Source organism: Streptomyces sp. JJ38 (assembly GCF_019303475.1).
Classification (GTDB): domain Bacteria; phylum Actinomycetota; class Actinomycetes; order Streptomycetales; family Streptomycetaceae; genus Streptomyces.
Genome location: NZ_JABLSI010000011.1, coordinates 1 through 20,989 on the forward strand (window position 1 = coordinate 1; position 20,989 = coordinate 20,989).

The 20,989-nt window shown below is 73.8% G+C and carries 21 protein-coding genes; 9 read left to right on the forward strand and 12 right to left on the reverse strand.

From position 1 onward, the window contains the following. Nucleotides 1-1,357, forward strand: a 1,357-nt coding sequence (locus HPT28_RS07655; protein ID WP_257578223.1) for a DUF5691 domain-containing protein, incomplete at its 5' end; no start/stop codon positions are given. Nucleotides 1,358-1,408: 51 nt separating this feature from the next. Here HPT28_RS07655 and HPT28_RS07660 read toward each other — a convergent pair. After that, nucleotides 1,409-1,819 (reverse strand): cobalamin B12-binding domain-containing protein, encoded by a 411-nt coding sequence (locus HPT28_RS07660; protein ID WP_219090197.1) that lies wholly within the window; start codon nt 1,817-1,819, stop codon nt 1,409-1,411. Between the two features lie 278 nt (nt 1,820-2,097). On the opposite strand from HPT28_RS07660, the gene HPT28_RS07665 reads away from it, so the two are divergent. Next, a complete protein-coding gene (locus HPT28_RS07665; protein WP_219090198.1) occupies nt 2,098-2,991 on the forward strand; it encodes a triacylglycerol lipase in 894 nt (297 codons plus the stop codon). A gap of 242 nt (nt 2,992-3,233) precedes the next feature. Further along, nucleotides 3,234-4,892, forward strand: coding sequence for a M23 family metallopeptidase (locus HPT28_RS07670; protein ID WP_308119123.1), 1,659 nt, complete (start codon nt 3,234-3,236; stop codon nt 4,890-4,892). A gap of 71 nt (nt 4,893-4,963) precedes the next feature. Here the strand turns inward: HPT28_RS07670 and pcrA are convergent, their stop codons facing one another. Continuing rightward, nucleotides 4,964-7,513: a DNA helicase PcrA gene (gene pcrA / locus HPT28_RS07675; RefSeq protein ID WP_219090199.1), complete on the reverse strand. Its 2,550-nt coding sequence runs from the start codon at nt 7,511-7,513 to the stop codon at nt 4,964-4,966. Between the two features lie 67 nt (nt 7,514-7,580). Here pcrA and HPT28_RS07680 point away from each other — a divergent pair, with 67 nt between their 5' ends. After that, nucleotides 7,581-8,204 (forward strand): DUF1707 domain-containing protein, encoded by a 624-nt coding sequence (locus tag HPT28_RS07680; RefSeq protein WP_257578224.1) that lies wholly within the window; start codon nt 7,581-7,583, stop codon nt 8,202-8,204. 4 nt (nt 8,205-8,208) lie between these two features. On the opposite strand, the gene HPT28_RS07685 is transcribed toward HPT28_RS07680, so the two are convergent. After that, nucleotides 8,209-8,562 (reverse strand): hypothetical protein, encoded by a 354-nt coding sequence (locus tag HPT28_RS07685; protein WP_219090200.1) that lies wholly within the window; start codon nt 8,560-8,562, stop codon nt 8,209-8,211. Nucleotides 8,563-8,810: 248 nt separating this feature from the next. On the opposite strand from HPT28_RS07685, the gene HPT28_RS07690 reads away from it, so the two are divergent. Then, nucleotides 8,811-9,905, forward strand: coding sequence for a C40 family peptidase (locus tag HPT28_RS07690; RefSeq protein WP_219090201.1), 1,095 nt, complete (start codon nt 8,811-8,813; stop codon nt 9,903-9,905). A gap of 67 nt (nt 9,906-9,972) precedes the next feature. Here HPT28_RS07690 and HPT28_RS07695 read toward each other — a convergent pair whose 3' ends face one another. Genes HPT28_RS07695 through HPT28_RS07705 form a run of 3 tightly spaced genes read right to left on the reverse strand, consistent with a single transcriptional unit; the run spans nt 9,973 to nt 10,741 of the window. Beyond that, complete coding sequence (locus HPT28_RS07695) at nt 9,973-10,356, reverse strand: hypothetical protein (RefSeq protein WP_219090202.1); 384 nt, start codon at nt 10,354-10,356, stop codon at nt 9,973-9,975. Between the two features lie 23 nt (nt 10,357-10,379). Then, entirely contained in the window at nt 10,380-10,559 is a 180-nt protein-coding gene (locus HPT28_RS07700; protein ID WP_219090203.1) for an ADP-ribosyltransferase, read from the reverse strand. Then, on the reverse strand, nt 10,559-10,741 hold the full coding sequence (locus tag HPT28_RS07705; RefSeq protein WP_374226934.1) for a hypothetical protein: 183 nt from the start codon (nt 10,739-10,741) through the stop codon (nt 10,559-10,561). The genes HPT28_RS07700 and HPT28_RS07705 overlap by 1 nt, the downstream gene beginning before the upstream one ends. A 176-nt stretch (nt 10,742-10,917) precedes the next feature. Between HPT28_RS07705 and HPT28_RS07710 the strand changes: the two genes are divergently transcribed. Next, nucleotides 10,918-11,406 (forward strand): DoxX family membrane protein, encoded by a 489-nt coding sequence (locus HPT28_RS07710; protein ID WP_219090204.1) that lies wholly within the window; start codon nt 10,918-10,920, stop codon nt 11,404-11,406. 129 nt (nt 11,407-11,535) lie between these two features. Here the strand turns inward: HPT28_RS07710 and HPT28_RS07715 are convergent, their stop codons facing one another. From HPT28_RS07715 to HPT28_RS07740, 6 genes are all read right to left on the reverse strand, one after another. Continuing rightward, nucleotides 11,536-12,810, reverse strand: coding sequence for a M64 family metallopeptidase (locus HPT28_RS07715; RefSeq protein WP_219090205.1), 1,275 nt, complete (start codon nt 12,808-12,810; stop codon nt 11,536-11,538). A gap of 196 nt (nt 12,811-13,006) precedes the next feature. Then, the gene (locus HPT28_RS07720; protein ID WP_219090206.1) at nt 13,007-14,401 is read right to left on the reverse strand and encodes a helix-turn-helix domain-containing protein; all 1,395 of its coding nucleotides are present in this window, start codon (nt 14,399-14,401) and stop codon (nt 13,007-13,009) included. Nucleotides 14,402-14,567: 166 nt separating this feature from the next. Continuing rightward, nucleotides 14,568-15,404 (reverse strand): carbohydrate-binding protein, encoded by an 837-nt coding sequence (locus tag HPT28_RS07725; RefSeq protein WP_219090207.1) that lies wholly within the window; start codon nt 15,402-15,404, stop codon nt 14,568-14,570. A gap of 44 nt (nt 15,405-15,448) precedes the next feature. Continuing rightward, entirely contained in the window at nt 15,449-16,384 is a 936-nt protein-coding gene (locus HPT28_RS07730) for an AraC family transcriptional regulator (RefSeq protein WP_219090208.1), read from the reverse strand. Nucleotides 16,385-16,475: 91 nt separating this feature from the next. Next, nucleotides 16,476-16,775, reverse strand: a complete 300-nt coding sequence (locus HPT28_RS07735; RefSeq protein WP_219090209.1) for a hypothetical protein — start codon at nt 16,773-16,775, stop codon at nt 16,476-16,478. After that, nucleotides 16,772-18,334, reverse strand: coding sequence for a PspC domain-containing protein (locus HPT28_RS07740; RefSeq protein ID WP_219090210.1), 1,563 nt, complete (start codon nt 18,332-18,334; stop codon nt 16,772-16,774). The genes HPT28_RS07735 and HPT28_RS07740 overlap by 4 nt, the downstream gene beginning before the upstream one ends. Nucleotides 18,335-18,470: 136 nt before the next feature. On the opposite strand from HPT28_RS07740, the gene HPT28_RS07745 reads away from it, so the two are divergent. The 3 genes from HPT28_RS07745 to HPT28_RS07755 all read left to right on the forward strand — a co-directional run bounded on the left by HPT28_RS07745 (nt 18,471) and on the right by HPT28_RS07755 (nt 20,830). Continuing rightward, the gene (locus HPT28_RS07745) at nt 18,471-19,736 is read left to right on the forward strand and encodes an ATP-binding protein (RefSeq protein ID WP_219090211.1); all 1,266 of its coding nucleotides are present in this window, start codon (nt 18,471-18,473) and stop codon (nt 19,734-19,736) included. Then, nucleotides 19,733-20,449 (forward strand): response regulator transcription factor, encoded by a 717-nt coding sequence (locus HPT28_RS07750; protein ID WP_219090212.1) that lies wholly within the window; start codon nt 19,733-19,735, stop codon nt 20,447-20,449. The genes HPT28_RS07745 and HPT28_RS07750 overlap by 4 nt, the downstream gene beginning before the upstream one ends. 174 nt (nt 20,450-20,623) lie before the next feature. Continuing rightward, complete coding sequence (locus tag HPT28_RS07755) at nt 20,624-20,830, forward strand: DUF397 domain-containing protein (protein WP_219090213.1); 207 nt, start codon at nt 20,624-20,626, stop codon at nt 20,828-20,830. Nucleotides 20,831-20,989: the final 159 nt, after the last annotated feature.

The following is a 20,989-nucleotide window of genomic DNA, read 5'->3' on the forward strand; positions in this document are numbered from 1 at the left end:
CCGGCGTCTGGCCCTCCTGCTGGCGGGGCGCGCCGAGCCGGGCGGGGGCGCGGGACGGCGCGGCGCCGGGCCGGACCTGGCCGAACTGCTGCCGCAGTGGCTCGCCGCGGCCAACGCCCGCGGCTACCGGGCCCCGGCCGCCCAGCTGCCGGCGCTGCTGGACGCCGCTCGGGCCCGCACGGACCTGCGCGCTGACGCGCTGGCTTTCGCCGGCCCCCGGGCGCTGTGGCTGGCCCGGCTGAATCCGGACTGGAGATTCGCCCTGCGCACCGGGACGGCGGCGGCTCCCGTGGCGCCCGAGAACGCCGAGGCCGTGCGCTCGCTGTGGGAGGAGGGGCTGTTCGCGGAGCGGGCGGCGCTGCTGGGCGCGCTGCGTCGGCACGATCCGGCAGCGGCCCGGAGCCTGCTGGCGAGCACCTGGTCCGCCGAGCGCGCCGAGGACCGGCTGATGTTCCTCGACACGCTGCGGGAGGGCCTGGCCCCGGCGGACGAGGAGTTCCTGGAGCGGACGCTGACGGACCGCAGCCGCACGGTGCGGTCGATGGCGGCGGAGTTGCTGTCGGCGCTGCCGGGCTCCGCGCTGGCAGGCCGGATGGCGGAGCGGGCCCGGGCCTGTGTGCATCTGGATCGCAGCGGGTGCTCCGGTTCCGGGGGCGGCCTCGCCGTCGAGGCGCCGCACGCGTGTGATGCGGCGATGCAGCGGGACGGGATCACGCCGAAGCCGCCCTCGGGCCGCGGGGAGCGGATGTGGTGGCTGAGCCAGGTGGTCGAGGCGGCGCCGCTCGCGTGCTGGTCGGCGCATCTGGGCGGGCTGCGGCCACAGGAGATCGTGGCGCTGCCGGTCGCGGACGGCTGGCGGGACGATCTGCACGCGGCCTGGGCGCGGGCGGCCGTGCGGCAGCGGGACGAGGCGTGGGCGCGGGCGCTCGTCGGAGCGCCGACGGCCCCGGCGGCCGAGGGGCCGGGCGATCCGGCCCGGCTGCTGACGGTGCTGCCGTCGTCCGAACGGGCCGACTGGTCGGCGGCTTTCATCGCGGCACACGGTCTGTCCGAGGCGTTCCGGCTGCTCGGCACGTGTGCCGTGCCGTGGTCGCCCGAGCTGGGCGGGGCGGTCGTCGACGCGCTGGAGATCGCGCGGGACGCCGGGAGTTACCCGTGGAGTTTCAGCGGGGTGATGGGGCTGGCCGAGCGCTGCCTCGATCCGGCCCAGGCCGACCGGATAGCCCCGCTGGCGGCGCTGCCGGAGGAGTCGGGCGCCGAGGCGCCGGGCGCGGGTGGCTACTGGGCCGAGGCGTTCCAGCGGCTGGTCTCGACGTTGACCGTCCGGGCGGCCATGCACGAGGAGCTGGTGGGCTGAGGGCGGCGGGCGGCCGCCCGCCGCCCTCAGCACCGCCGGGCTGCCGGGTGCTCAGGCGGCGACGGACCGGATGTTGGAGCGCACCCAGTCCACGATCTCCGACGTCGTGGCGCCGGGAGTGAAGACGGCCGCCACGCCCTTGGCCCTCAGCGGCTCGATGTCGTCCTCGGGGATGATGCCTCCGCCGAAGACCTTGATGTCCCCCGCATCCCGCTCGTCGAGCAGCTCCAGCACCTTGGCGAAGAGGGTGTTGTGGGCTCCGGAGAGGATGGACAGGCCGATGGCGTCCGCGTCCTCCTGGATCGCGGTGGCAACGATCTGCTCGGGCGTCTGGTGCAGCCCGGTGTAGATGACCTCCATGCCCGCGTCCCGCAGCGCGCGGGCGATGACCTTCGCGCCCCGGTCGTGGCCGTCGAGGCCCGGCTTGGCGACCACCACGCGGATCGGACCCGACACACCCATCACTGCCTCCATCGTCATTGATCGCGGCTCCGGCTCCGCCGCTCGGGGTGCCGGTGTGAACGAACGTTATCTCCCCAGCATCGCGCACCCGCTCGTTTCATGGTGCGGGGGGAGGGGGAAATCACACAATGGGAGAGCGACTCCACCACCACACCCGTCACAGGTCCGTGAGCGGGGAGACACAGAGCGTCGCACGGAGTCCGCGGCGGCGGCACCCGCCGGTACGCCGCACCGGCCGCGGGCCGGTCGGGCGGCCGCGGCGACGGGGGTGAGCCACGATGCGACGACCGATTCCGTCAGCACTTCCGGGCGCCTCCGCGCTGACCAGGCTCTCCCCCCTCTCCGGGATCTCCGCCCTCCGCGGGGTCTCCGGGCTGCCCGGCGTTTCCGGGCTGTCGGCCGTGTCCGGCCCGCTGCGTACGGCGGTCGTCGAGGCGGCTGTGCTGACCGGGCGCCTGGCGCTCTACCCCACCGGAGTGCGGCCCGAGCGCCCCGGCTCCGCCTCCGCCGGGCCCGCCGGACCGGAGCTCCCCGGGCCGCCTCCGGTGCTGCTGCTCCACGGCCTGATCGACAACCGCTCCGTCTTCACCCTGCTGCGGCGTGCGCTGCGGCGGCACGGCAGGCCGGAGGTCGCCTGCGTCAACTACTCGCCGCTGACGCGGGACGTCCGCGCCGCGGCGGAGACGCTCGGTGAGCGGATCGAGGAACTGCGGGCGCGGACCGGGCACCGGCGGGTGGACGTCGTCGGGCACAGCCTGGGTGGGCTGATCGCCCGGTACCACGTACAGCGGCAGGGCGGTGACGCCCGGGTGCGCACGCTCGTCACCCTGGGCACCCCGCATGCGGGCACGCGCGCGGTGCCGCCCGTGGCCGCGCCTCCGCTGATCCGGCAGCTGCGGCCGGGCTCGGAGGTCCTGACCGAGCTGGCCGGCCCGGCGCCGGGCTGCCGGACGCTGTTCGTCAGCTTCTGGAGCGACAGCGACCCCCTCATGGTGCCCCGCGAGACGGCCCGGCTGGACCACCCCGACCTGCGGTGCCGCGGTGTGCGGGTACGGGGGGTGGGCCATCTGGCGCTGCCGGTGCACCCGGCCGTCATCGCGCAGGTCCGTACCGAGCTGGCCGGGGTGGATGCCGATGCCGCGAAGCGGGCGGAATCGGTCGACGTCGCGTGAACCCGCGGTGGTGGTGGCGCCGAGAAAGGTGAAGAAACCGCGACCGTGAAGTGGCGTGAAACCGAACATGAGGCTCGAACGAGCCCCCCGTTACCGGTTCGTAGTACGCCAAACGGACGGACCGTTGCCCGTTCTTGGCCAGCTCAAAACCTGCCGAACATTGTCGACGTCACGACGCGCCCGGTACAGTCGCCGACACTGCTCTGGCAGCCCCCGTCTCCGAGGCGAAAGAGAAGTTGGTGGTGAACGACCGTCCCCCGTCGGATCTGACGACTCCCGTCGGCTCCGGGTTCTCCGAGCATTCACCCCACACCGGGTACGCCGGATACGAGGACCCCTACGGGCAGGCCGCCGACTACGGCGGCAGCGTCACCGACACCGCCTCCGGTTACCAGCAGGCCGACCCGCTCTTCGGCGCCCTGCCGGGCGACGGCCACGGGACCATGGGCTACCCCGGCTATGGCGAGCAGCCCGCCGGCCTCGCCGGCCACCATGGCTACGAGCAGGCCAACATCCCGTTCGGCGGCACCGCTTACGACGGCTCGGCCTACGGAACGGACGGCTACGGCACCGACTTCGCCACGGGCTACGGCACCGACGGCTACGGCGTCGGCATGGACGCGAGCAGCTTCCACTCTTCCGATCCCGGGAGCAACAGCTTTTCCCAGGCCGCCGGTTACGACACCGGCGGATTCTCCTCCGGCGCCTACGACACCGGCGGAACCTACGACGACTCCGGTGCCGCCCACGGCCTCGGAGCGGCCGACCCTTGGGGCGCGGTGGAGCATCCGCTGCACTCCGTGCCGTCCCAGCCGGACCACGGATGGGCCGACGGCGAGGGGGTGGCCTGGAACGCCTCCGGGTACTCCCCCGAGCCGGCGGACACCGGAACGGCCGAGGCGACGGCCGGACCCGAGGGAGACGAGGGGGTCCAGCGCCCCCACGACGCCTGGGACTCCACGGACTCCACGGACACCACGGACACCGCGGACACCGCGGAGGACCGCGATGACGACGGTGGGTACGCCGAGGACGTCGCGTACCCCGAAGGTGGCGGGTACCCCGAGGACACCGCGTACCCCGAGGACACGGCGTACGCCGAGGGCGACGGGTACTCCGAGGACACGGCGACGGTGCCGGAGGAGCCCGTGGCGTCCACCCGGGCCGGACGCCGCCGTGCGGCGAAGCCCAAGCGCTCGGCCCTGCTGACCGTCGCGGTGCCCTCCGTCGCCGTCATGGGCGTGGCCGGGATCTCCGCGGCCTCCGTCAGCGGCGTCGCCGACACCCCGGAGGAGAACCCGGCGCAGGCCGCCCCGGACACGGGCAGCGCGGAGGCCGTGGCCGTCAACAACAAGCTGGACACCCAGCTCGCCGGCCTCTCCGCCGAAGCCCGGGACTTCGGCGACCGCGCGAGCCGTACCCAGGAGCGCATCGACCTGAAGGCCCGGGAGGAGGCCGCGCGCAAGCGCAAGGCCGAGGAGGCCGCCCGGCGCGAGGCGCTGCGGCCCAAGTTCGCCCTGCCGGTGGACCAGCGCGGGCTGAGTGCGTACTTCGGCCAGGCGGGCCTCAACTGGATCTCCGTCCACACGGGTGTGGACTTCCCCGTCGGCTACGGCACTCCGGTCAAGGCGGCGACCGACGGGACGATCACCACCAAGTGGGATCTCGCCTACGGCAACATGATCATCCTGACGGCGCCGGACGGCACCGAGACGTGGTACTGCCACCTGAGCAGCACCCGTATCCGCTCCGGGCAGGTCAAGGCGGGCGACACCATCGGTTACGCGGGCAACTCCGGCAACTCCACCGGCCCGCACCTGCACTTCGAGGTGCGGCCAGGCGGCGGCTCGGCGGTGGACCCGGTGGCCTGGTTCCGCGCCAAGGGCCTCGACCCGACGTAGCCACGGCCTGGGCCCGGTCCGGCCCTTCCCGCCGGGGCCGCGCATGACCAGACTTGGGCCCAGAGCAGGTCCTAGAGCTTCTCCACCGGCGCGTAGCGCAGCAGCAGCCGCTTCGGCTTGGCGTCCCCGAAGTCGATCGTCGCCTGCGCGCGGTCTCCGCTGCCTTCGACGGACACCACGGTGCCGAGCCCGAAGCTGTCGTGCGTGACCCGGTCCCCCGCGGCCAGGGAGACGACCGGCCGTTCCTGGACGCGGCGGGTGGCGAAGCCGGAGCCGTCCCGCCGCGCCGAGGCGGCGGACGAGGACGAGGCCAGCCGCGCGACGCTCGCCGAGGCGGTGCCGCCGGGGCCGCCTCCGAGGCGCCGCCAGTCCAGGTGGTCGGCGGGGATCTCCTCCAGGAAGCGGGAGGGCGGGTTGTACGCGGGCTGCCCCCAAGCGCTGCGCATCGTGGCCCGGCTGACGTAGAGCCGCTCGCGGGCCCGGGTGATGCCGACGTAGGCCAGCCGCCGTTCCTCCTCCAGCTCCTTGACCTGGCCCAGAGCCCGCATGTGCGGGAAGACGCCGTCCTCCATCCCGGTGAGGAAGACGACGGGGAACTCCAGGCCCTTCGCCGTGTGCAGGGTCATCAGCGTGATGACGCCGTTGCCCTCCTCCCGCTCGTCCTCGTCGGGGATCTGGTCGGAGTCGGCGACGAGGGCGACCTGCTCCAGGAAGTCGGCCAGCGTCCCGGGCTCGTCCTCGCTGCGGGCCTGCTCGAACTCCAGCGCCACGGCGGCGAGTTCCTGGAGGTTCTCCACCCGCGTCTCGTCCTGCGGGTCGTTCGACGACTGCAACTCGGCCAGATAACCCGTCCGTTCGAGGACGGCCTCCAGCACGGTGGCCGGTCCGGCACCGGACTCGACGACGGTGTGCAGCTCCTCCATCAGCGTGTTGAAGCGCTTGACGGCGTTCACCGAGCGGGCCGCCATGCCGTACGCCTCGTCCACCCGGCGCAGGGCCTGCGGGAAGCCGATCCTCTCCCGGGAGGCCAGGGCCTCGATCATCGCCTCGGCGCGGTCGCCGATGCCGCGCTTGGGCACGTTGAGGATACGGCGCAGCGGGACGGAGTCCTCCGGGTTCGCCAGGACCCGCAGGTAGGCCAGGACGTCCCGGACCTCCTTGCGCTCATAGAAGCGCACCCCGCCGACGACCTTGTAGGGGAGCCCGACCCGGATGAAGACCTCTTCGAAGACCCGGGACTGGGCGTTGGTGCGGTAGAAGACGGCGACGTCGCCCGGGCTCGCCGTGCCCTCGTCCGTCAGCCGGTCGATCTCGTCGGCGACGAACTGGGCCTCGTCGTGCTCGCTGTCCGCGACGTAACCGGTGATGCGGGAGCCGGACCCGGCCTGCGTCCACAGGTTCTTCGGGCGACGGTTCTCGTTGCGCTCGATGACGGCGTTGGCGGCGGAGAGGATCGTCTGAGTGGAGCGGTAGTTCTGCTCCAGCAGGATCGTCGTCGCGTCCGGGTAGTCCTCCTCGAACTGGAGGATGTTGCGGATGGTGGCGCCCCGGAAGGCGTAGATCGACTGGTCGGCGTCGCCGACGACGCACAGCTCGCCACGCTCGACGGCCCGTGCCCCGTCCACGTCGCCGACCCCGTCCGCGCTCCCGTCCTCGCCCTCCCGGGCGGGCTCCGGGGCGCCGACCCCGACCAGCTCCCTGACCAGCGTGTACTGGGCGTGGTTGGTGTCCTGGTACTCGTCGACGAGGACGTGCCGGAAGCGCCTGCGGTAGTGCTCGGCGACGTCGGGGAACGCCTGGAGCAGGTGCACCGTCGTCATGATGATGTCGTCGAAGTCCAGCGCGTTGGCCTCGCGCAGCCGCGCCTGGTACAGCGTGTACGCCTCGGCGAGCGTCTTCTCGAAGTGGTCGGTCGCCTGCCCCGCGAAGTCCTCCTCGTCGATCAGCTCGTTCTTCAGGTTGGAGACCTTCGCGCTGAACGACTTGGGCGGGTACCGCTTCGGGTCGAGGTCGAGATCACGGCAGACGAGGGCCATGAGGCGCTTGGAGTCGGCGGCGTCGTAGATGGAGAAGGAGGAGGTGAAGCCGAGCTTCTTGCTCTCCCGGCGCAGGATGCGCACGCACGCGCTGTGGAACGTGGACACCCACATCGCCCCGGCGCGCGGCCCGACGAGCTCCTCGACCCGCTCCTTCATCTCGCCGGCGGCCTTGTTGGTGAAGGTGATGGCGAGGATCGAGCCCGGATGCACCTTGCGGGCCCCGAGCAGATAGGCGATGCGGTGGGTGAGCACCCGCGTCTTGCCGGAGCCGGCACCGGCGACGATGAGCAGCGGACCGCCGCTGTGCACGACCGCGGCGCGCTGCTGCTCGTTCAGCCCGGTCAGCAGCGCCTCGAGGTCGATGACGGGACGCGGCGCCCCGTCGCGGTAGTGCGCGTCGGGGCCGCGCCCGCCCGCGTAGGCACCGGTGAACAGGCCGTCCGGCACCTCCTCCGCCACCTCCCCGGTGACGTCGCCCGGCTGGCCGGGCACGCCGAAGCCGCCCTCGGCCGGGGGCGGCGGCTCGTCGTCCCGGGGCGGTTCGAGGTCGGCCAGGAAGCTGTCGTCGAAGAGGCTGCTCATCGCCTACCGAGTCTAGGGTCTGCCGCCGACGGCCAACGGCCGGTTCCCCACTCCTACACTGACCGGTATGACCGACGCCTCCCGAGCGCCCGTTCCCCGCCCCGACGGCTCCGGGGACGCACAGCAGCTGCGCGCCTCGGACGCGGACCGGGAGGCGGTCGCGGAGGTGCTGCGCGAGGCTGCCGGGGAGGGGCGCATCGACCTCCCGGAGCTGGAGGAGCGGCTGGAGCGGGCCTACACGGCGAAGACCTACGGCGAGCTGGCGCCGCTGACCGACGACCTCCCGGCGGACGGCCGCTTCCCCGGGGCGCCCGCCGAGCCCCTGGTCCTGCGGACGGGCGCGGGGGACATCGTCCACGCCGGGCACTGGGAGGTCCCACGGCAGATCTCCGCCGCCTCCAGGATGGGCAACATCCGCATCGACTTCAGCGAGGCCGTCTGCCGCGTCTCCGAAGTGTCCCTTGAGGTGAAGGCCGCCATGGGCAACGTCACGGTCGTCGTCCCCCGGGGCTGGTCGGTGCGCACGCAGGGGATGCGGGTGTACGTGGGGTCGCTGCGCAACCGCGCCGTGGACCCGCCCACGCCCGGGGCGCCGACCGTGGTGCTGACCGGCTCGACGGCGCTCGGCGACGTCCGGGTCCGCTACCCCAACCGCTGGGAGCTGTTCCGGCGCCGCGGGCGCGACGTGTAGGGGCTCAGGTCCAGAGGGTCGCGATGAAGATGTTGACCACGGTGAGCAGGCCGACGGTGCCCATGACGGACGCGGGCACCCTCGCGTCGTCGCGCTTGACGTAGACGAGGCCGAGGATCACGACGAGCAGCGCGAGCTTGATCCCGATCTTGAGGTTGTTCACCTCGTGGTCCTCGGCCTGGTTCAGGCCGACGAGGCAGATGCCGGTGACGAGCATGGTCAGGGCGCCGTGCAGCATGCCCGGCAGCATCCGCGCCTCGCCCGCGCGCATGGCCTTCGTCTGGAAGAGGAAGCCACCGAGCAGCGCGGCGATGCCGATGACGTGGAGGGCGACGAAGACATTGATCAGGACGTCCATGACCGGAGGGTAACCGGCGGCGCTTCGGGCGGCGGTGGGGAGGTCGGGCTCGGCACACAGGGCCGGAACCCTCGCCCCGGCGGAAACCGTCGGGCCCGCGGCCGTCGGGCCCGGAACGATCAGGGGCCGACGCGGAGCGGTGCCGTCCGCACGCTCCGTCGGCAGACTCGGTCGACAGTGAACCGAATGCGGACAGTGCCGGTCATCGCCGGGTCCGCGGGGGCCGTGGAGCCCTAGCGTCCGGGCCCATGGCAGCACATCGCAAGGACCGCAGTGCGTGGACCCGCTCGGTGCGGGGACCGGGAACGAGGGCGTGGGCGAGCCTCGCCCTGGCGGGCGCGGCGACGGCCACGGCCGCCGTGTCAGGCGCGGGCGGCGCGCTCGCCGCTCCCCGCCCCGACGCCCGCCAGGTGCGCGCCGAGGTGGACCGCCTACAGCGGGACGCGGAGGCGGCGGGCGAGTTGCACCACGCGGCGAAGGAACGTTCCCGCAAGGCGGAGCGGCGCCTCACCGCCCTCCAGGACCGGTCCGCCCGCACGGCGGCACGGGTGAACGCCGCCCGCGACACCCTCGGCTCCCACGCCACCACCCAGTACCGCAACGGCCAGGCCGCAACCCCGGCCCAACTGGCCCTGGCCAGTGACCCCGAGGACTTCCTACGCCACGCCGCCACCCGGGAGCGCGCCGGGCTGCGCCAGAGCCGGACCCTGCGGCAGTTGCGCGGACGGCTCCGGGAGAGCACACAGCTCCGGCGCGAGGGCGCCGAGCGGGCGGACGAGGTCCGCGCGGCCGAACGCGAGGCCCGTCGGCACAAGGAGACGGCGCGCGGGAAGCTGGCGAAGGCCGAACGGTTACTGAAGCAGCTCACCCCCGAGGAACGCGCCCCTGGGGAACGCACCGAGGGTGACCGGGGCGGCGAGGACGGCCGGGCCGACCGGGGCGCACGGCCCTCACCCGGGGCACCGGCCCCGGCGACCCCCGTCCCGGCAGCGAGCGGACGGGCTGCCCAGGCCATCGCGTTCGCCCGCGACGCGATCGGCAAGCCCTACGTCTGGGGTGCGACGGGCCCGGGCTCCTACGACTGCTCCGGCCTCACCCAGGCCGCCTGGCGGGCGGCGGGCGTCTCGCTGCCCCGCACGACGTACACCCAGGTCGACGCCGGCCGACGGGTGTCCCGCGCCGAACTGGCCCCGGGCGACCTCGTCTTCTTCTACCAGGGCCTCAGCCACGTCGGCCTCTACATCGGCAACGGCCAGATGATCCACGCGCCCCGCCCGGGATCGACGGTGACGGTCGCCCCCGTCGACTCGATGCCCTTCGCCGCCGCGACCCGCCCCGCCTGACCGACGACGGCCGCGACGGGGGGTGCGACGAGGGCGACGGCGCCGAGGACGCCGAGGACGCCGGAGCCTACGGGGCCTCGCGCAGGGCCTTCAGGGTGGCCTCCGCCCGGGTGCCGGGGACGGCGCGGCCGATGGCGTCGTCCCCCGCCTCCTCGACCAGTTCGCCCAGGGCCCGCAACGGCGACAGCCCCTTCGCCCGGCACTCCCTCAGCGCCTGCGCCCAGGCCACCGCGGCGTTGAACGCCACGTCCCCCGCGTCCCCAAGGGGCTCGAACCCGGCGGCGTCCTCGGCGTCGGACGCCCAGAGGTAGCCCAGCACGCCGTCCTCGGCGCCGATCGCGACATAGCTGACGGGCCCCTCCGCGACGTAGCCGTAGTCCTCCGAGCCGCCGACCAGATCCGGCCGGAGGTCCTCGCTCATGCGGGGTGTCAGATGACTCTCGCTGCCCATGTGTGTTCCACCAGCCCGATCGGTTACTTCCGCAGGATCTCTCCGTAAAGCTGCCATTGCCCATTGTGCATGACCACGCGGGTGACCCTGTAGCTCGTGCCGCGCCCGAGCAGCAGCTCACGCTCGCCCGCGCCGAACGCCGACACCTTCTCCACCCTCAGCGCCGGCGTGCCCTTCGGGACGCTCAGGTCCCAGCCCGTCATCAGCCGACACCGTCCACCGCGGCCTTGGCCCGCTGCAACGTCTGCGCCGCCGTCCCGTCGTTCTTCTCCAACGTCGACTTCAGCAACCGCACGATCGAACGCACCTCGCTCGCCGCCTTGTTCCACCGCTGCTCAGCACCGTGATACTGATCCGACACCCCATCCGCCTGGAAATCACGCACCCCCACGCCCGCCCCCGGAATCGGCCTCCACCGCGGCTGAACACGACGGCGGTGCCGCACGTATGGCCGGACAGAGGCTTGAGCAGGACAATCGGCGTCAAGCGGCCGGACCGCGGACGACGGCGTCCGCGAACAGGAGGGCAGGCGGCGCGATGGCCTTCGAGAATCGTCCAGGGATGCACGCGCGGGTCGCGGAGCCCGGGGGCCTGCGGGAGACGGCGGCGCGGTACGCCCTGCTGCCCTTGCGCGTCTTCCTCGGCGTGACCTTCGTCTACGCCGGGCTCGACAAACTGACCGATCCGGACTTCCCCGGGTCGATGGAACCGCTGTTGCTCTCCATCACCGACGCGGCGGCGCCCTGGCTGCTCGACATGGCGCTGGCGAGCCCGGAGGGCTTCGGCTACGCGATCGCCTTCGGCGAGCTGGCGGTGGGCCTCGGTACGCTCCTCGGGCTGCTGGGACGACTCGCGGCGCTGGGCGGCGCGCTGATCTCCCTCTCCTTCTGGCTGACCATCAGCTGGAGCGTGGGCCCCTACTACTACAGCCAGGACCTGCCCTACCTGATGGCCTGGGTGCCGCTGATCATGGCGGGGACCCCGACGTACTCGCTGGACGCCGCGCTGGCCAGGCGCCGCAGGCGCAACGGCGGCCAGCTCTTCGGGTGAGGCTCGGGCGGCCGAGGGCACCGGGAGAGGCGAGGGCCGTCACACGACCCGCCCCCTCCCGGCGCCCGGCCCTCCCGGGACCCGGCCGCTCTCCGCCCGTCACGGGGGTTCGGTGAACCGCCGCGGCGCTCAGGGAACGTCGTACCCCAGCGTGTAGGCGCCGGAGCCCGACGCGGCGCGGACGCGGTAGGCGTAGTAGCCCCGGGCGCCGGTGTGCTCCAGCCTGCCGTCGGCGTCGGCGGTGGCCACCGTCCGCCAGGCGCCGCCGTCCCAGCGCAGCAGGGACAGGGCGAACCGGCTGCTCTCGGGGGCGCGCAGGCACGCGCGGTGAGTACCCGCCGCCGCGCCGAAGTAGCCGCCGTCGGGCTGGTCGGCCGAGCCGCCGGCGGGCAGGCTGCCGGTCCGGGTGTGCGCGTGGCCGGTGCAGTCGGCGCCGGGGAGGCCGCTGATCTCGGCGCTGATGGCGCGGTCCATGACGTCGAGGCCGACGAGGTTGAACGGCTTGTTGATGTTGCGCATCAACGAGTCCTGCGAGGGCCGGTAGATGCCGTACTCGTGGTAATGGCCGCCCTGGAAGGCTCCGATCACGCCGCCGTCCGGCGTCGTCCGCCCGTGGTAGTCGGACCACTTCCCGCCGTTCGGGTTCCGGGTGACGTTGGGCGCGGACGGTTCGCCACCGGTGTAGGTCGTGCCGGGGGTGTAGTACTCGTCCGCCAGGCCACCCACGGAGTGGCCGAGTTCGTGGATGGCGATGCGCCCGGCCTGGTCGTTGCCGCCGGCGACGGTGGCGAGGCTCGGGTATCCGGCGCCGCCGTACTTGGTGGTGTTCCCGACGGCGATGACGGCGTCCGCCTCCGGCGCCTGCGCGGCGTACGCCTGGGCCTTCGACTCGTTCAGGCACAGCAGGCGTTCGATGCCGCCGCAGAAGAAGTGCATGTCGAGGGCGGTGTCGCGGTACACGCCCCACCGCGGGTCGTGATCGACACCCGACTCCCGGGAGACGACGTTCACCAACCACACGTTCACGCCGTCCTCGTACCGGTTCCAGGGGGCGGTCGCGGCGATCTCGGCCCACTTCTCCTCGGCGTGGCGCCGCAGCGTCGCCGATTCCGCGGCGGTGTAGCCGTCACCGACGACGACCACGTCGAAGCGGCGGTCGGAGGGCCCGGTCTCCCTGATGGGGATCACCTCGGCGGCGGCCGCCGCCTCCCGCTCGCGGGCGTCGGGCGCCTGCTCGGCCCGCACGGGTATGTGGACGCGGGTGATGGAACCGTCGGGCGAGAAGACCTCCCGCCACTCGCCGGGGGGTGGCGGACCGGCGACGGCCGCTCCGGAGGGCAGGGCGGTCAGGGACGCGGCGCAGAGGGCGGCCAGGGCAAGGAGTGCGGAACGGCGTCGACGCATGAACGTCTCCTCGTGGGGGGTGCGGTGTGGTGCGCGCCGGGCCGTACCGGAGGCGGGCGCGGTGGCACAGAGGCGAGTTAAATGCGGAGTTAACTAGACTCGCGTGGCCATTTAAGTTAGCGACGCGACGCGTCCCTGACAAGACATCAGCGCATGCTCAATCGGTCTCTCCGGCACGCCGCTTCGGCGCGGACGGTCAGAAGGGCCTGACCGGTGCCGGGCCCAGGGTCGTGGTTCCCGGCGCCGCCCGGTGGCCCAGGCCCGTCCGGTAGGCGTCCAGGGCCGCCTCGGGGCGGCCCGTGCGCCGGAACAGGTCCCCCAGCAGGCGGCAGACGTCCGCCAGGTCCCCGGCCGCGCCCGCGCGTTCCAGCAGACTCAGCGCGGTGACGTAGTGCCGCTCCGCCCCCTCGACGTCCTCCCGCCGCTCCGCGATGCGGCCGAGCAGCCGGTGCGCACCCGCCTCGTGCACGGCGCCCCGGCCCGTGCCGAAACCGGCGAGGAGCTCGTCCAGCAGCGCCTTGGCCTCCGCGTCCTTGCCCCGCCGGTGCAGCACGTCCGCCAGCTCGACGCCGACCTGGTGGGTGTAGAGCCCCGCCCGGCGCGAGGCGAGCATGTCGCGGGCCGTCCGATAGGCGTCCTCGGCCCGGGCGAGATCACCGGACTGCGCGAAGACGTAGCCGCGCATCCAGTGGCAGTGCGCCAGCTCCGGGCTGATCTGCAACTGCCGGTAGGCATCGGCGGCCTTCACCAGCGCGGCGTCGGCCTCCGCCACCCGCCCCTCAGCGAGGAACGTGCGGGCGACCGTCCGGTGCAACCGCGCCACCAGCGCCGGGTCCGAGACCTCCGAGGACAGCGCCAGGGCCAGCTCGGCGGCCTGCGCCGCCCGGGCGTGCGCCCCCAGGTCCATGTACGGCGCGATGATCGCGGAGTACAGCAGGACCAGCGCCTCGGGGTCGGTCAACCCCGAGGAGTTGAGCTCGTCGAGCGCCGTCTCCAGCAGGTAGCAGGCGTAGCGCAGTTCCCCGGCCAGCAGGTGCGTCAGGGCCCGGCCGCGCAGGGCGGGCACGCGCTGGGGGAGCGTGGCCCCCGACTCCACCAGGACCGTCTCGGCCTCCTCGAAGAAACCGCGCGCCAGGTCGAGTTCACCCGCCTCGACCGCGCACTGGCCCTGCCCCACCCGCGCCGCGGCCAACTCGGCCGCCAGCCCGTGCGCCCGGGCGTCCCGTTCGACGTCCGCGTACCGCTCCGCGGCCTCCCGCGGGTCCGCCGTGGCCAGAGCGCGCTGGGCCTCCGCGAGCCGCAGCCGCAGCTCCGTCGCCAGGTGGGCCGGGCGACCGCTGCTCAACTCCTCCGGTGTCGTGCCCAGCCGCTCCGCGATGTGGCGCAGCGCCTTCTCCGAGGGCTGCACCCTTCCCGACTCGACGGTGGAGATGTAGGCGGCCGTGTACACCGGCTCCGCCACCTGACGCTGCGTGAGCCCCCGTTCCGTGCGCAGGCGGTGTACCCGCCGCCCCACGGCCCCGGGCCCCTCCTCCACCGCGTCCACCCGCCCCTTCCCCCGGGCCGGACCGGACGTTCGCGCGTCTCCCATGCGCCCACGTTAGCGGCCCCGGCCGACGGGGGCGGGCCCCGGGCCGGGGGCGGCCACGGTTCGGTAGTGCACCGCCGCCGGGGCTACCCCGCGCCGCGTTGAGAAGGCCCCGGCGGGCGGCCTCCCGGGGACGGGAACCCGGCGGCGCAGCCGCTCGCTCCGACTGTCAGGCCGTGCGCCAGAGGGCGGGGACGTGGGGCGGTTCCCAGCCGGCCATCGCGGTGTGGGCCTGCAGGCAGACGTAGCCGGTGCCGCCATAGGTGACGCGGTCCCCCGCGCGGTACGCCGTGCCCGCCCGCCACGTCGTGCCGCCGGGCGGATCGGTCGGCGGATCCGTCGGGTCCGGGGACTGCGGAACGTCGAGGACGAAGTCGAAGTCGGCCGCCCTCGCTCCGCCTGTGTCCCGGACGGCCATCAGCAGCCGGGGATCGTACAGGGAGTCGGTCCGGTTGCGCGGCTCACCGGGAAAGTAGAGCTGCGTCGTCAAAATCGGGCGGCCCGGCGCCTGCACCTTCACGTGCAGGTGCCGCGTCCGCCCCGGGTAGAGGCCGGGCACGACCGTCGTCAGGGTGAAGGTGCCCCGGTCGTCGGTGAACTGGTGGCCCCGGAAGCGGTATCCCGCGTTGTCGTAGGCGCCGTTGGTGTCCGCCTGCCAGAAGTCGAGGAGGGCGCCCGGGACGGGCCGGCAGGCCAGCCCGAAGACGTAGCCCGTCACCGTGAGCCGGACCCCGGGCGTGCCCGGCTCCAGGAGCGAGGTACGGCGGGGCGAGTTCGGCCTGAAGTAGGGGCCCTCCATCTGCGGGGGCGTGGGATCGTCACCGTCATCGCACATCGGTGTCAGCTCGGGGTCGCCCTCGCCGGCGCTGAGGCTCCGGGCGAGCGCCGGGGCGCCCGCCAGCACCGCGGGTGCGGCCACGCCGACCGCCAGAGCGGCACGCAGCACCGTCTTCCGGCTCGGGTGGCCCGCGGTCCCGCGCGGTTCGGTGCGGTCTTCGCCGTCCATGTCAGCTCCAGTGGGTGGTGGGGGGTGCTGGTCCGGCAACGAAACTACGCAGGCCGTGCGGGGCGGGCGATGGACTCGATGCGGTGGTCGTGGTGAATATCGACGCCGCGCCGGAAGTCGCCCGGGCTGATCCCCGTCTCCCGCCGGAAGAAGCGGCAGAAGTACGCGGCGTCGGCCAGTCCCACCCGGGCCGCCACCTGCCGCACGGTCAGGTCCGTCCGGGCCAGTAGCCGCTTCGCCTCGTGGACGCGCGCCTCCCGCACGAGGCCGCCCGGCGTCCTGCCGGTGGCCGCCTTGACCACCTCGGCGAGATAGCCCGGCGTGACCCCGATCCGGTCCGCGCAGACGCCCACCGACCACAGCGCCGGCTCGTTGCGGCGCAGCAGCCGCAGGAACTCCTCGGCCACCGCGCGCGTACGGCCACCCCCGGCCGCCCGGCTCTCCCCCGCCCCGAGCCGGGCGGCCCGGACGACCAGTACGTGCAGCAGAGCGGCCAGCACGCTCGCGAACCCCTCGGCGCCGCGCCGGTACTCCTCGTCCAGCTCCGCCACCAGCCGTCCGACGCGCCGGTGTTCGTGTTCGTCCAGACGCAGCCACGGCCGCTCGCCCAGCCGGCGCAGGGCATCCGCGTCGCCGGGGTGGTCCAGCAGGAAGTCCTCGGTGAACAGGACGACCGCACCGTCCAGGCCGACGGCGTCCTCCCAGTGGTGCACCTGCCCCGGCACGATGACCCCCAGGTGGGGTGGCCGCAGCTCCCACGGGGTCAGGTCGATGACGTGCCGGCCCGTGCCGCCGGTGACGTGCAGGATCTCGTAGAACGTGTGGCGGTGCGGGAACACGGCCCGTGACATCGGCCCGATGGTGTCGAACGTGCCGACCGCGAAGGGCAGGACGTTCGGCATCGGAACGGCCAGCCGGTGCGTGGGGAACGCCGCCTCCTCCTCGTCCCCCGAGCCGGGTAACACCGTCGTTCCGCGCATGCCCACACCCTCCAACAAGGTCCAGACCAGTGCGCTCCACGGTCCCACAGCCCGCCCGCCGCCACACCCCCGTCGGCGGCCAGGCGTGGCCTCAGCCCTGCCGGCCCCCGGACCGGCCCCGGGCGTCCGCCCGGCGTCGTCGTGCGCGGCGCACGAGCAGGGCGAGCCCGGCGACCAGCAGGGTCAGCAGCAGCGCGCACGGCAGCAGGACGGCGAGCACCCGCGCGGAAACGTCCAGGCTGCCGTGTTCCCTCAGCAGGTAGCCCACGGCCAGCGCGAGCAGGGAGAGGCCGAGCACCAGTTTGGCCGGCTCGAAACGGCGCCGTTCGGCGGGATGGTCCGCGGAGGTGTTCGCGGAGGTGTTCGCGGGCTGGGCCGCAGGATGGTTCACAGCCTCGCTCCTTCCCTGTCGGTCCGTCCCAGGGCCTGGTCGGCGGGCTTCTCGGAGGGCTGCGGCGCGGGGGCGGGTTCGACGATCGCCTGGTCCACCACCACCTCGCCGAGCACCAGATCCACCCCCAGGTGGATGGTGCCTCTCGGCTCGGCGTCACCGCGCGGCTCCACGGTGACGGTCTCGGTGAGGCCGACGCCGCCGCCCTTCCCGCTGCCCCCGTCGCCGTCGAAGCTCCCGCCGGTCAGCCGGTACTCGCCCACCACGATGTCCAGGTCGAGCACCAGCCTGGCGTTCTCGGGCACGATGACGCGCAGCTCGCCCACCCCGGCGCTCAGCTCGCTGCTGACGGTCTGGTCCTCGGCGAGGTCCAGACCGGAGAGGTCCAGCACGCCCTCACCGCTGCCGAGGTCGTAGGCGGGCCGGACGTCGGCCGCCGTCGCCGGCGCCCACCGGGTACTGCTCCAGGACGTGGACAGGTCGTCCGGCAGGGCCGCGGAACCCGTCAGCAGACCGGCGGTCATGACGGCCACCATGACCGTGCCGGCGCCCACGCGCCCGACGAACGAGCCCACCGCGAGGCCGAGTCCCAGCACGGCGAGCGCGCAGGCCAGCCCCGTCACCAGCGCGGTGGACAGGGAGTCGCTGTCCCAGGCCGCGGCCACGCCGATCCAGCCCGCGAGTGCGGCGGCCGGGACGATCGCCCAGCCCAGCCGCCAGTCGCGCCACCCGCGCCGGACCGGCGGACCGGCGCCGGGCGGGCCGGAGCCGGGGGGAGCGAAGCCGGGGACAGGGCCGGGCCACGCGTGGTCGCCGTGCCCGGCGGTGGGGGCGCCGCCGACCGGGGCGGGCTCGCGGCCCTGCGGGTAGGCGTCGGCCGGGCCCCACAGATACCCGGAATCCTGCGCGTTCGGGTCCTTGGTGAGCGGTTCGCGCCACCACGAGGGGGCGTGTGGTACCGGCGGCGCCTGCGCCTCCGGTGGCGCCTGGGGTCCGACGTCGGCGTGGCCGGGCTCCGCCTCGCGCGGCGCGTCCTGCCGACGCCGCCGCTGCGACCAGTGGACCCCCGCCGCGACCGCCGCGAGCACCAGGATCGAGAACGACATGCTCCGCCCGTTGTTGCCCAGGGAGGAGAGCATCAAGCCGCTGCCGGCCAGGGTGAAGAGCACGGCCGCGAGGCCGGGGCCCTCGACCCGCCCGGACAGCAGCCGCTTCGCCTCGTTCTCGTCCTCCCCCTCCAGGGGCAGCAGCAGCCAAGCGAAGCCGTACAGCAGCAGGCCGAGGCCGCCGATGGCGGAGAGGACGGCGAGCGGCACCCGCAGGATCACCGGGTCGACGTCGTAGTGGCGGGCGATGCCCCCGCACACCCCGGCGACAACCTTCGTGCGCCTGCTCCGCTCCGGCCGTGTGGGCCTGCCACCGTCCGCGCCGGACGCGCCCGGGCCGCCCGTACGGACCTCGCCCGGGCCACCCGCCCCGGATCCCGGGCCGCCGGCCGTGCCGGACCCCGGGCCCGGCACGGACCGCGGCCCGGCCTGCCCGTCCTCGTCACTCACCATGCGCCCCATCGTCGCCCGTCGTCGCCGGGCGCGGCATCCGGGGCTGTCCCGGAGGTGCCCCTGAGATCACGGCTCGGGGGCACGGTCGGGGACAACCCTGATGCCCGCGTCCCGTGCCGCGTGTGACGATCGCACCATGACCAGCGTCGCGCCCGCCCCCGCCGAGGACCCTCCCCTGCGCAAGCTCTACCGCAGCTCGGAGGGGAACTGGCTGGGGGGCGTGGCACGCGGGCTGGCCGGGCACCTGGCGCTGCCCGTGCTGTGGGTGCGCATCGTCTTCCTGCTGCTGTTCTTCACCAGCGGGCTGGGCGCGCTGCTGTACGCGGTGTTCTGGTTCGTCGTCCCGCTCGGGGCGGGCGGAGTCGAGGCCGACAGACAGCCGGGCGTGCCCGGCGCGCGGCGGTGGCTGCGGCGTCCGGACCGGGGCCAGATCTCCGCCGTCCTGGTGATGTTCGCGGCGCTGCTGGCCCTCGGGGCGAACCTCCAGTTCGGCCGAGCCAACGCCTATCTGTGGCCGCTGGTCATCATGGGTATCGGTGTGGCCGTCGTGTGGCGGCAGGCCGACAACGCGCGACGGGCGCACTGGGAGGAGGTCGGCCGACGGCACCGGCTCCTGCCGATCGCGCGCAGCGCGGCGGGCATGGTGCTCGTCGGCGTCGGGGTGACGGGGTTCGTCGTCATCCAGGGGTCGGCCGAGCAGTTCGGTGCGGTGCTCCAGGCTTCGCTGGCCGTCCTGGTGGGTATCGCGCTGCTGGCCGGGCCCTACCTCGTCCGGATCACCCAGGACCTCTCGGAGGAGCGGACGATGCGCATCCGGGCGCAGGAGCGGGCCGAGGTCGCGGCCCACGTCCACGACTCGGTGCTGCACACCCTCACCCTGATCCAGCGCAACGCCGACAGCGCGCGCGAGGTCGCCCGGCTCGCCCGGGCCCAGGAGCGGGAGCTGCGGGAGTGGCTGTACCGGGGCGCGCCGCGGGCGGGCGCCGAGGAGGAGCCGGAGACGCCGCGGACCCTCGCCGAGGCGGTGAAGAAGACGGCGGCCGAGGTGGAGGACCACCACGGGGTCCCGGTCGAGGTCGTCTGCGTGGGCGACTGCCCCTGCGACGAGAAGCTGTCGGCGCTGGTGCAGGCCGCCCGCGAGGCGATGGTCAACGCGGCCAAGTACGGTGGCGAGGGCGGCGCGGTCCAGGTGTTCGCCGAGGTGGAGGGGCGCACCGTCTTCGTCTCCGTGCGGGACCGTGGCCCCGGGTTCGACCTGGACGCCGTACCCGCGGACCGGATGGGCGTGCGCGAGTCCGTCATCGGCCGTATGGAGCGCAACGGCGGCACGGCGCGCATCCGTACCGCGCCCGGCGAGGGCACCGAAGTGGAGCTGGAGATGGAGAGGGCGGAGACAGCATGAGCGGCGAGACGGCACCGGGGCAGGCGTCCGGCGAACCGGCGGAGGCGGAACGGCGCCGGGTGCGGGTCGTCCTCGTCGACGACCACCGCATGTTCCGCGCGGGCGTCCAGGCCGAGATCGGCGAGACGGCGACGACGGGCGTGGAGGTCGTCGGCGAGGCCGGTGACGTGGACCAGGCGGTCTCCGTCATCACCGCCACCCGCCCGGACGTCGTTCTGCTGGACGTCCACCTGCCCGGCGGCGGCGGGGTGGAGGTCCTGCGCCGCAGCGCCTCCCTCATGGGCGCGATCGACCAGCCGGTGCGCTTCCTCGCCCTGTCCGTGTCCGACGCCGCCGAGGACGTCATCGGCGTCATCCGGGGCGGTGCCCGCGGCTACGTCACGAAGACGATCACCGGTGCCGACCTGGTGAACGCGATCTTCCGGGTCGCCGACGGGGACGCCGTCTTCTCCCCACGGCTCGCCGGCTTCGTCCTCGACGCCTTCGCCTCCTCCGACGCCACGCCCGTCGACGAGGACCTCGACCGGCTCACCCAGCGCGAGCGCGAGGTCCTGCGGCTCATCGCCCGCGGCTACGCCTACAAGGAGATCGCCAAGCAGCTGTTCATCTCCATCAAGACCGTGGAGTCCCACGTCTCGGCGGTCCTGCGCAAGCTCCAGCTCTCCAACCGCCACGAACTCACCCGCTGGGCCACGGCCCGCCGCCTGGTCTGACGTCCGCCCCGCTCACCCCAGGGCGAGTTCGGCCCACACCGTCTTGCCCCCGGTGAGCGGGACGACGCCCCCCTTCGACGTACCGCACGTTCTTCGATCGCACCGCGAGGCAAGCACTCGCCCCAAGCGATTCCCTGTCCCTGATCGATGACATCCGTAAGGAGTTGTGAGCGCGTGTCCGACTTCGAGTTCCACAAGTCGAGCTACAGCGGCGGACAGCCGGACTCGCAGTGGGTGGACGTGGCCGTGAACATCCCGTCGGTGGTGGCCGTGCGGGACTCGAAGCGCGCGGACGGCCCGTCGGTCCACCTGACGCCGGCCGCCTGGACGGCGTTCCTCACCCACACCACGTGCCCCTCAGCCCGAGCCCGCCGCCCCTGAAGGGAGGGGTCACACGCCGAAGCCGGAGACGAGTCGGCAGCGAGGTCCGGCGAGGAGTCGGCCGACAGGGCTGGCGCACGTGAGTTCTGCGGGCAGATAGGCCGGAACGGAAGCCGGTGATCGTCGGCACGGGGTTTCGCCGGTGAGGGGCGGCCTGCG

What these genes read in the sequence shown, in the direction of transcription:
- HPT28_RS07700 (WP_219090203.1), bottom strand. Translation starts at nt 10,559, where the DNA reads ATGACGGGCTGGGACCTGAGCGTCCCGAAGGGCACGCCGGCGCTGAGG.
- pcrA (WP_219090199.1), bottom strand. Translation starts at nt 7,513, where the DNA reads ATGAGCAGCCTCTTCGACGACAGCTTCCTGGCCGACCTCGAACCGCCC.
- HPT28_RS07740 (WP_219090210.1), bottom strand. Translation starts at nt 18,334, where the DNA reads ATGGTGAGTGACGAGGACGGGCAGGCCGGGCCGCGGTCCGTGCCGGGC.
- HPT28_RS07745 (WP_219090211.1), top strand. Translation starts at nt 18,471, where the DNA reads ATGACCAGCGTCGCGCCCGCCCCCGCCGAGGACCCTCCCCTGCGCAAG.
- HPT28_RS07725 (WP_219090207.1), bottom strand. Translation starts at nt 15,404, where the DNA reads ATGGACGGCGAAGACCGCACCGAACCGCGCGGGACCGCGGGCCACCCG.
- HPT28_RS07665 (WP_219090198.1), top strand. Translation starts at nt 2,098, where the DNA reads ATGCGACGACCGATTCCGTCAGCACTTCCGGGCGCCTCCGCGCTGACC.
- HPT28_RS07750 (WP_219090212.1), top strand. Translation starts at nt 19,733, where the DNA reads ATGAGCGGCGAGACGGCACCGGGGCAGGCGTCCGGCGAACCGGCGGAG.
- HPT28_RS07690 (WP_219090201.1), top strand. Translation starts at nt 8,811, where the DNA reads ATGGCAGCACATCGCAAGGACCGCAGTGCGTGGACCCGCTCGGTGCGG.
- HPT28_RS07695 (WP_219090202.1), bottom strand. Translation starts at nt 10,356, where the DNA reads ATGGGCAGCGAGAGTCATCTGACACCCCGCATGAGCGAGGACCTCCGG.
- HPT28_RS07710 (WP_219090204.1), top strand. Translation starts at nt 10,918, where the DNA reads ATGCACGCGCGGGTCGCGGAGCCCGGGGGCCTGCGGGAGACGGCGGCG.
- HPT28_RS07685 (WP_219090200.1), bottom strand. Translation starts at nt 8,562, where the DNA reads ATGGACGTCCTGATCAATGTCTTCGTCGCCCTCCACGTCATCGGCATC.
- HPT28_RS07720 (WP_219090206.1), bottom strand. Translation starts at nt 14,401, where the DNA reads ATGGGAGACGCGCGAACGTCCGGTCCGGCCCGGGGGAAGGGGCGGGTG.
- HPT28_RS07715 (WP_219090205.1), bottom strand. Translation starts at nt 12,810, where the DNA reads ATGCGTCGACGCCGTTCCGCACTCCTTGCCCTGGCCGCCCTCTGCGCC.
- HPT28_RS07730 (WP_219090208.1), bottom strand. Translation starts at nt 16,384, where the DNA reads ATGCGCGGAACGACGGTGTTACCCGGCTCGGGGGACGAGGAGGAGGCG.
- HPT28_RS07660 (WP_219090197.1), bottom strand. Translation starts at nt 1,819, where the DNA reads ATGGGTGTGTCGGGTCCGATCCGCGTGGTGGTCGCCAAGCCGGGCCTC.
- HPT28_RS07680 (WP_257578224.1), top strand. Translation starts at nt 7,581, where the DNA reads ATGACCGACGCCTCCCGAGCGCCCGTTCCCCGCCCCGACGGCTCCGGG.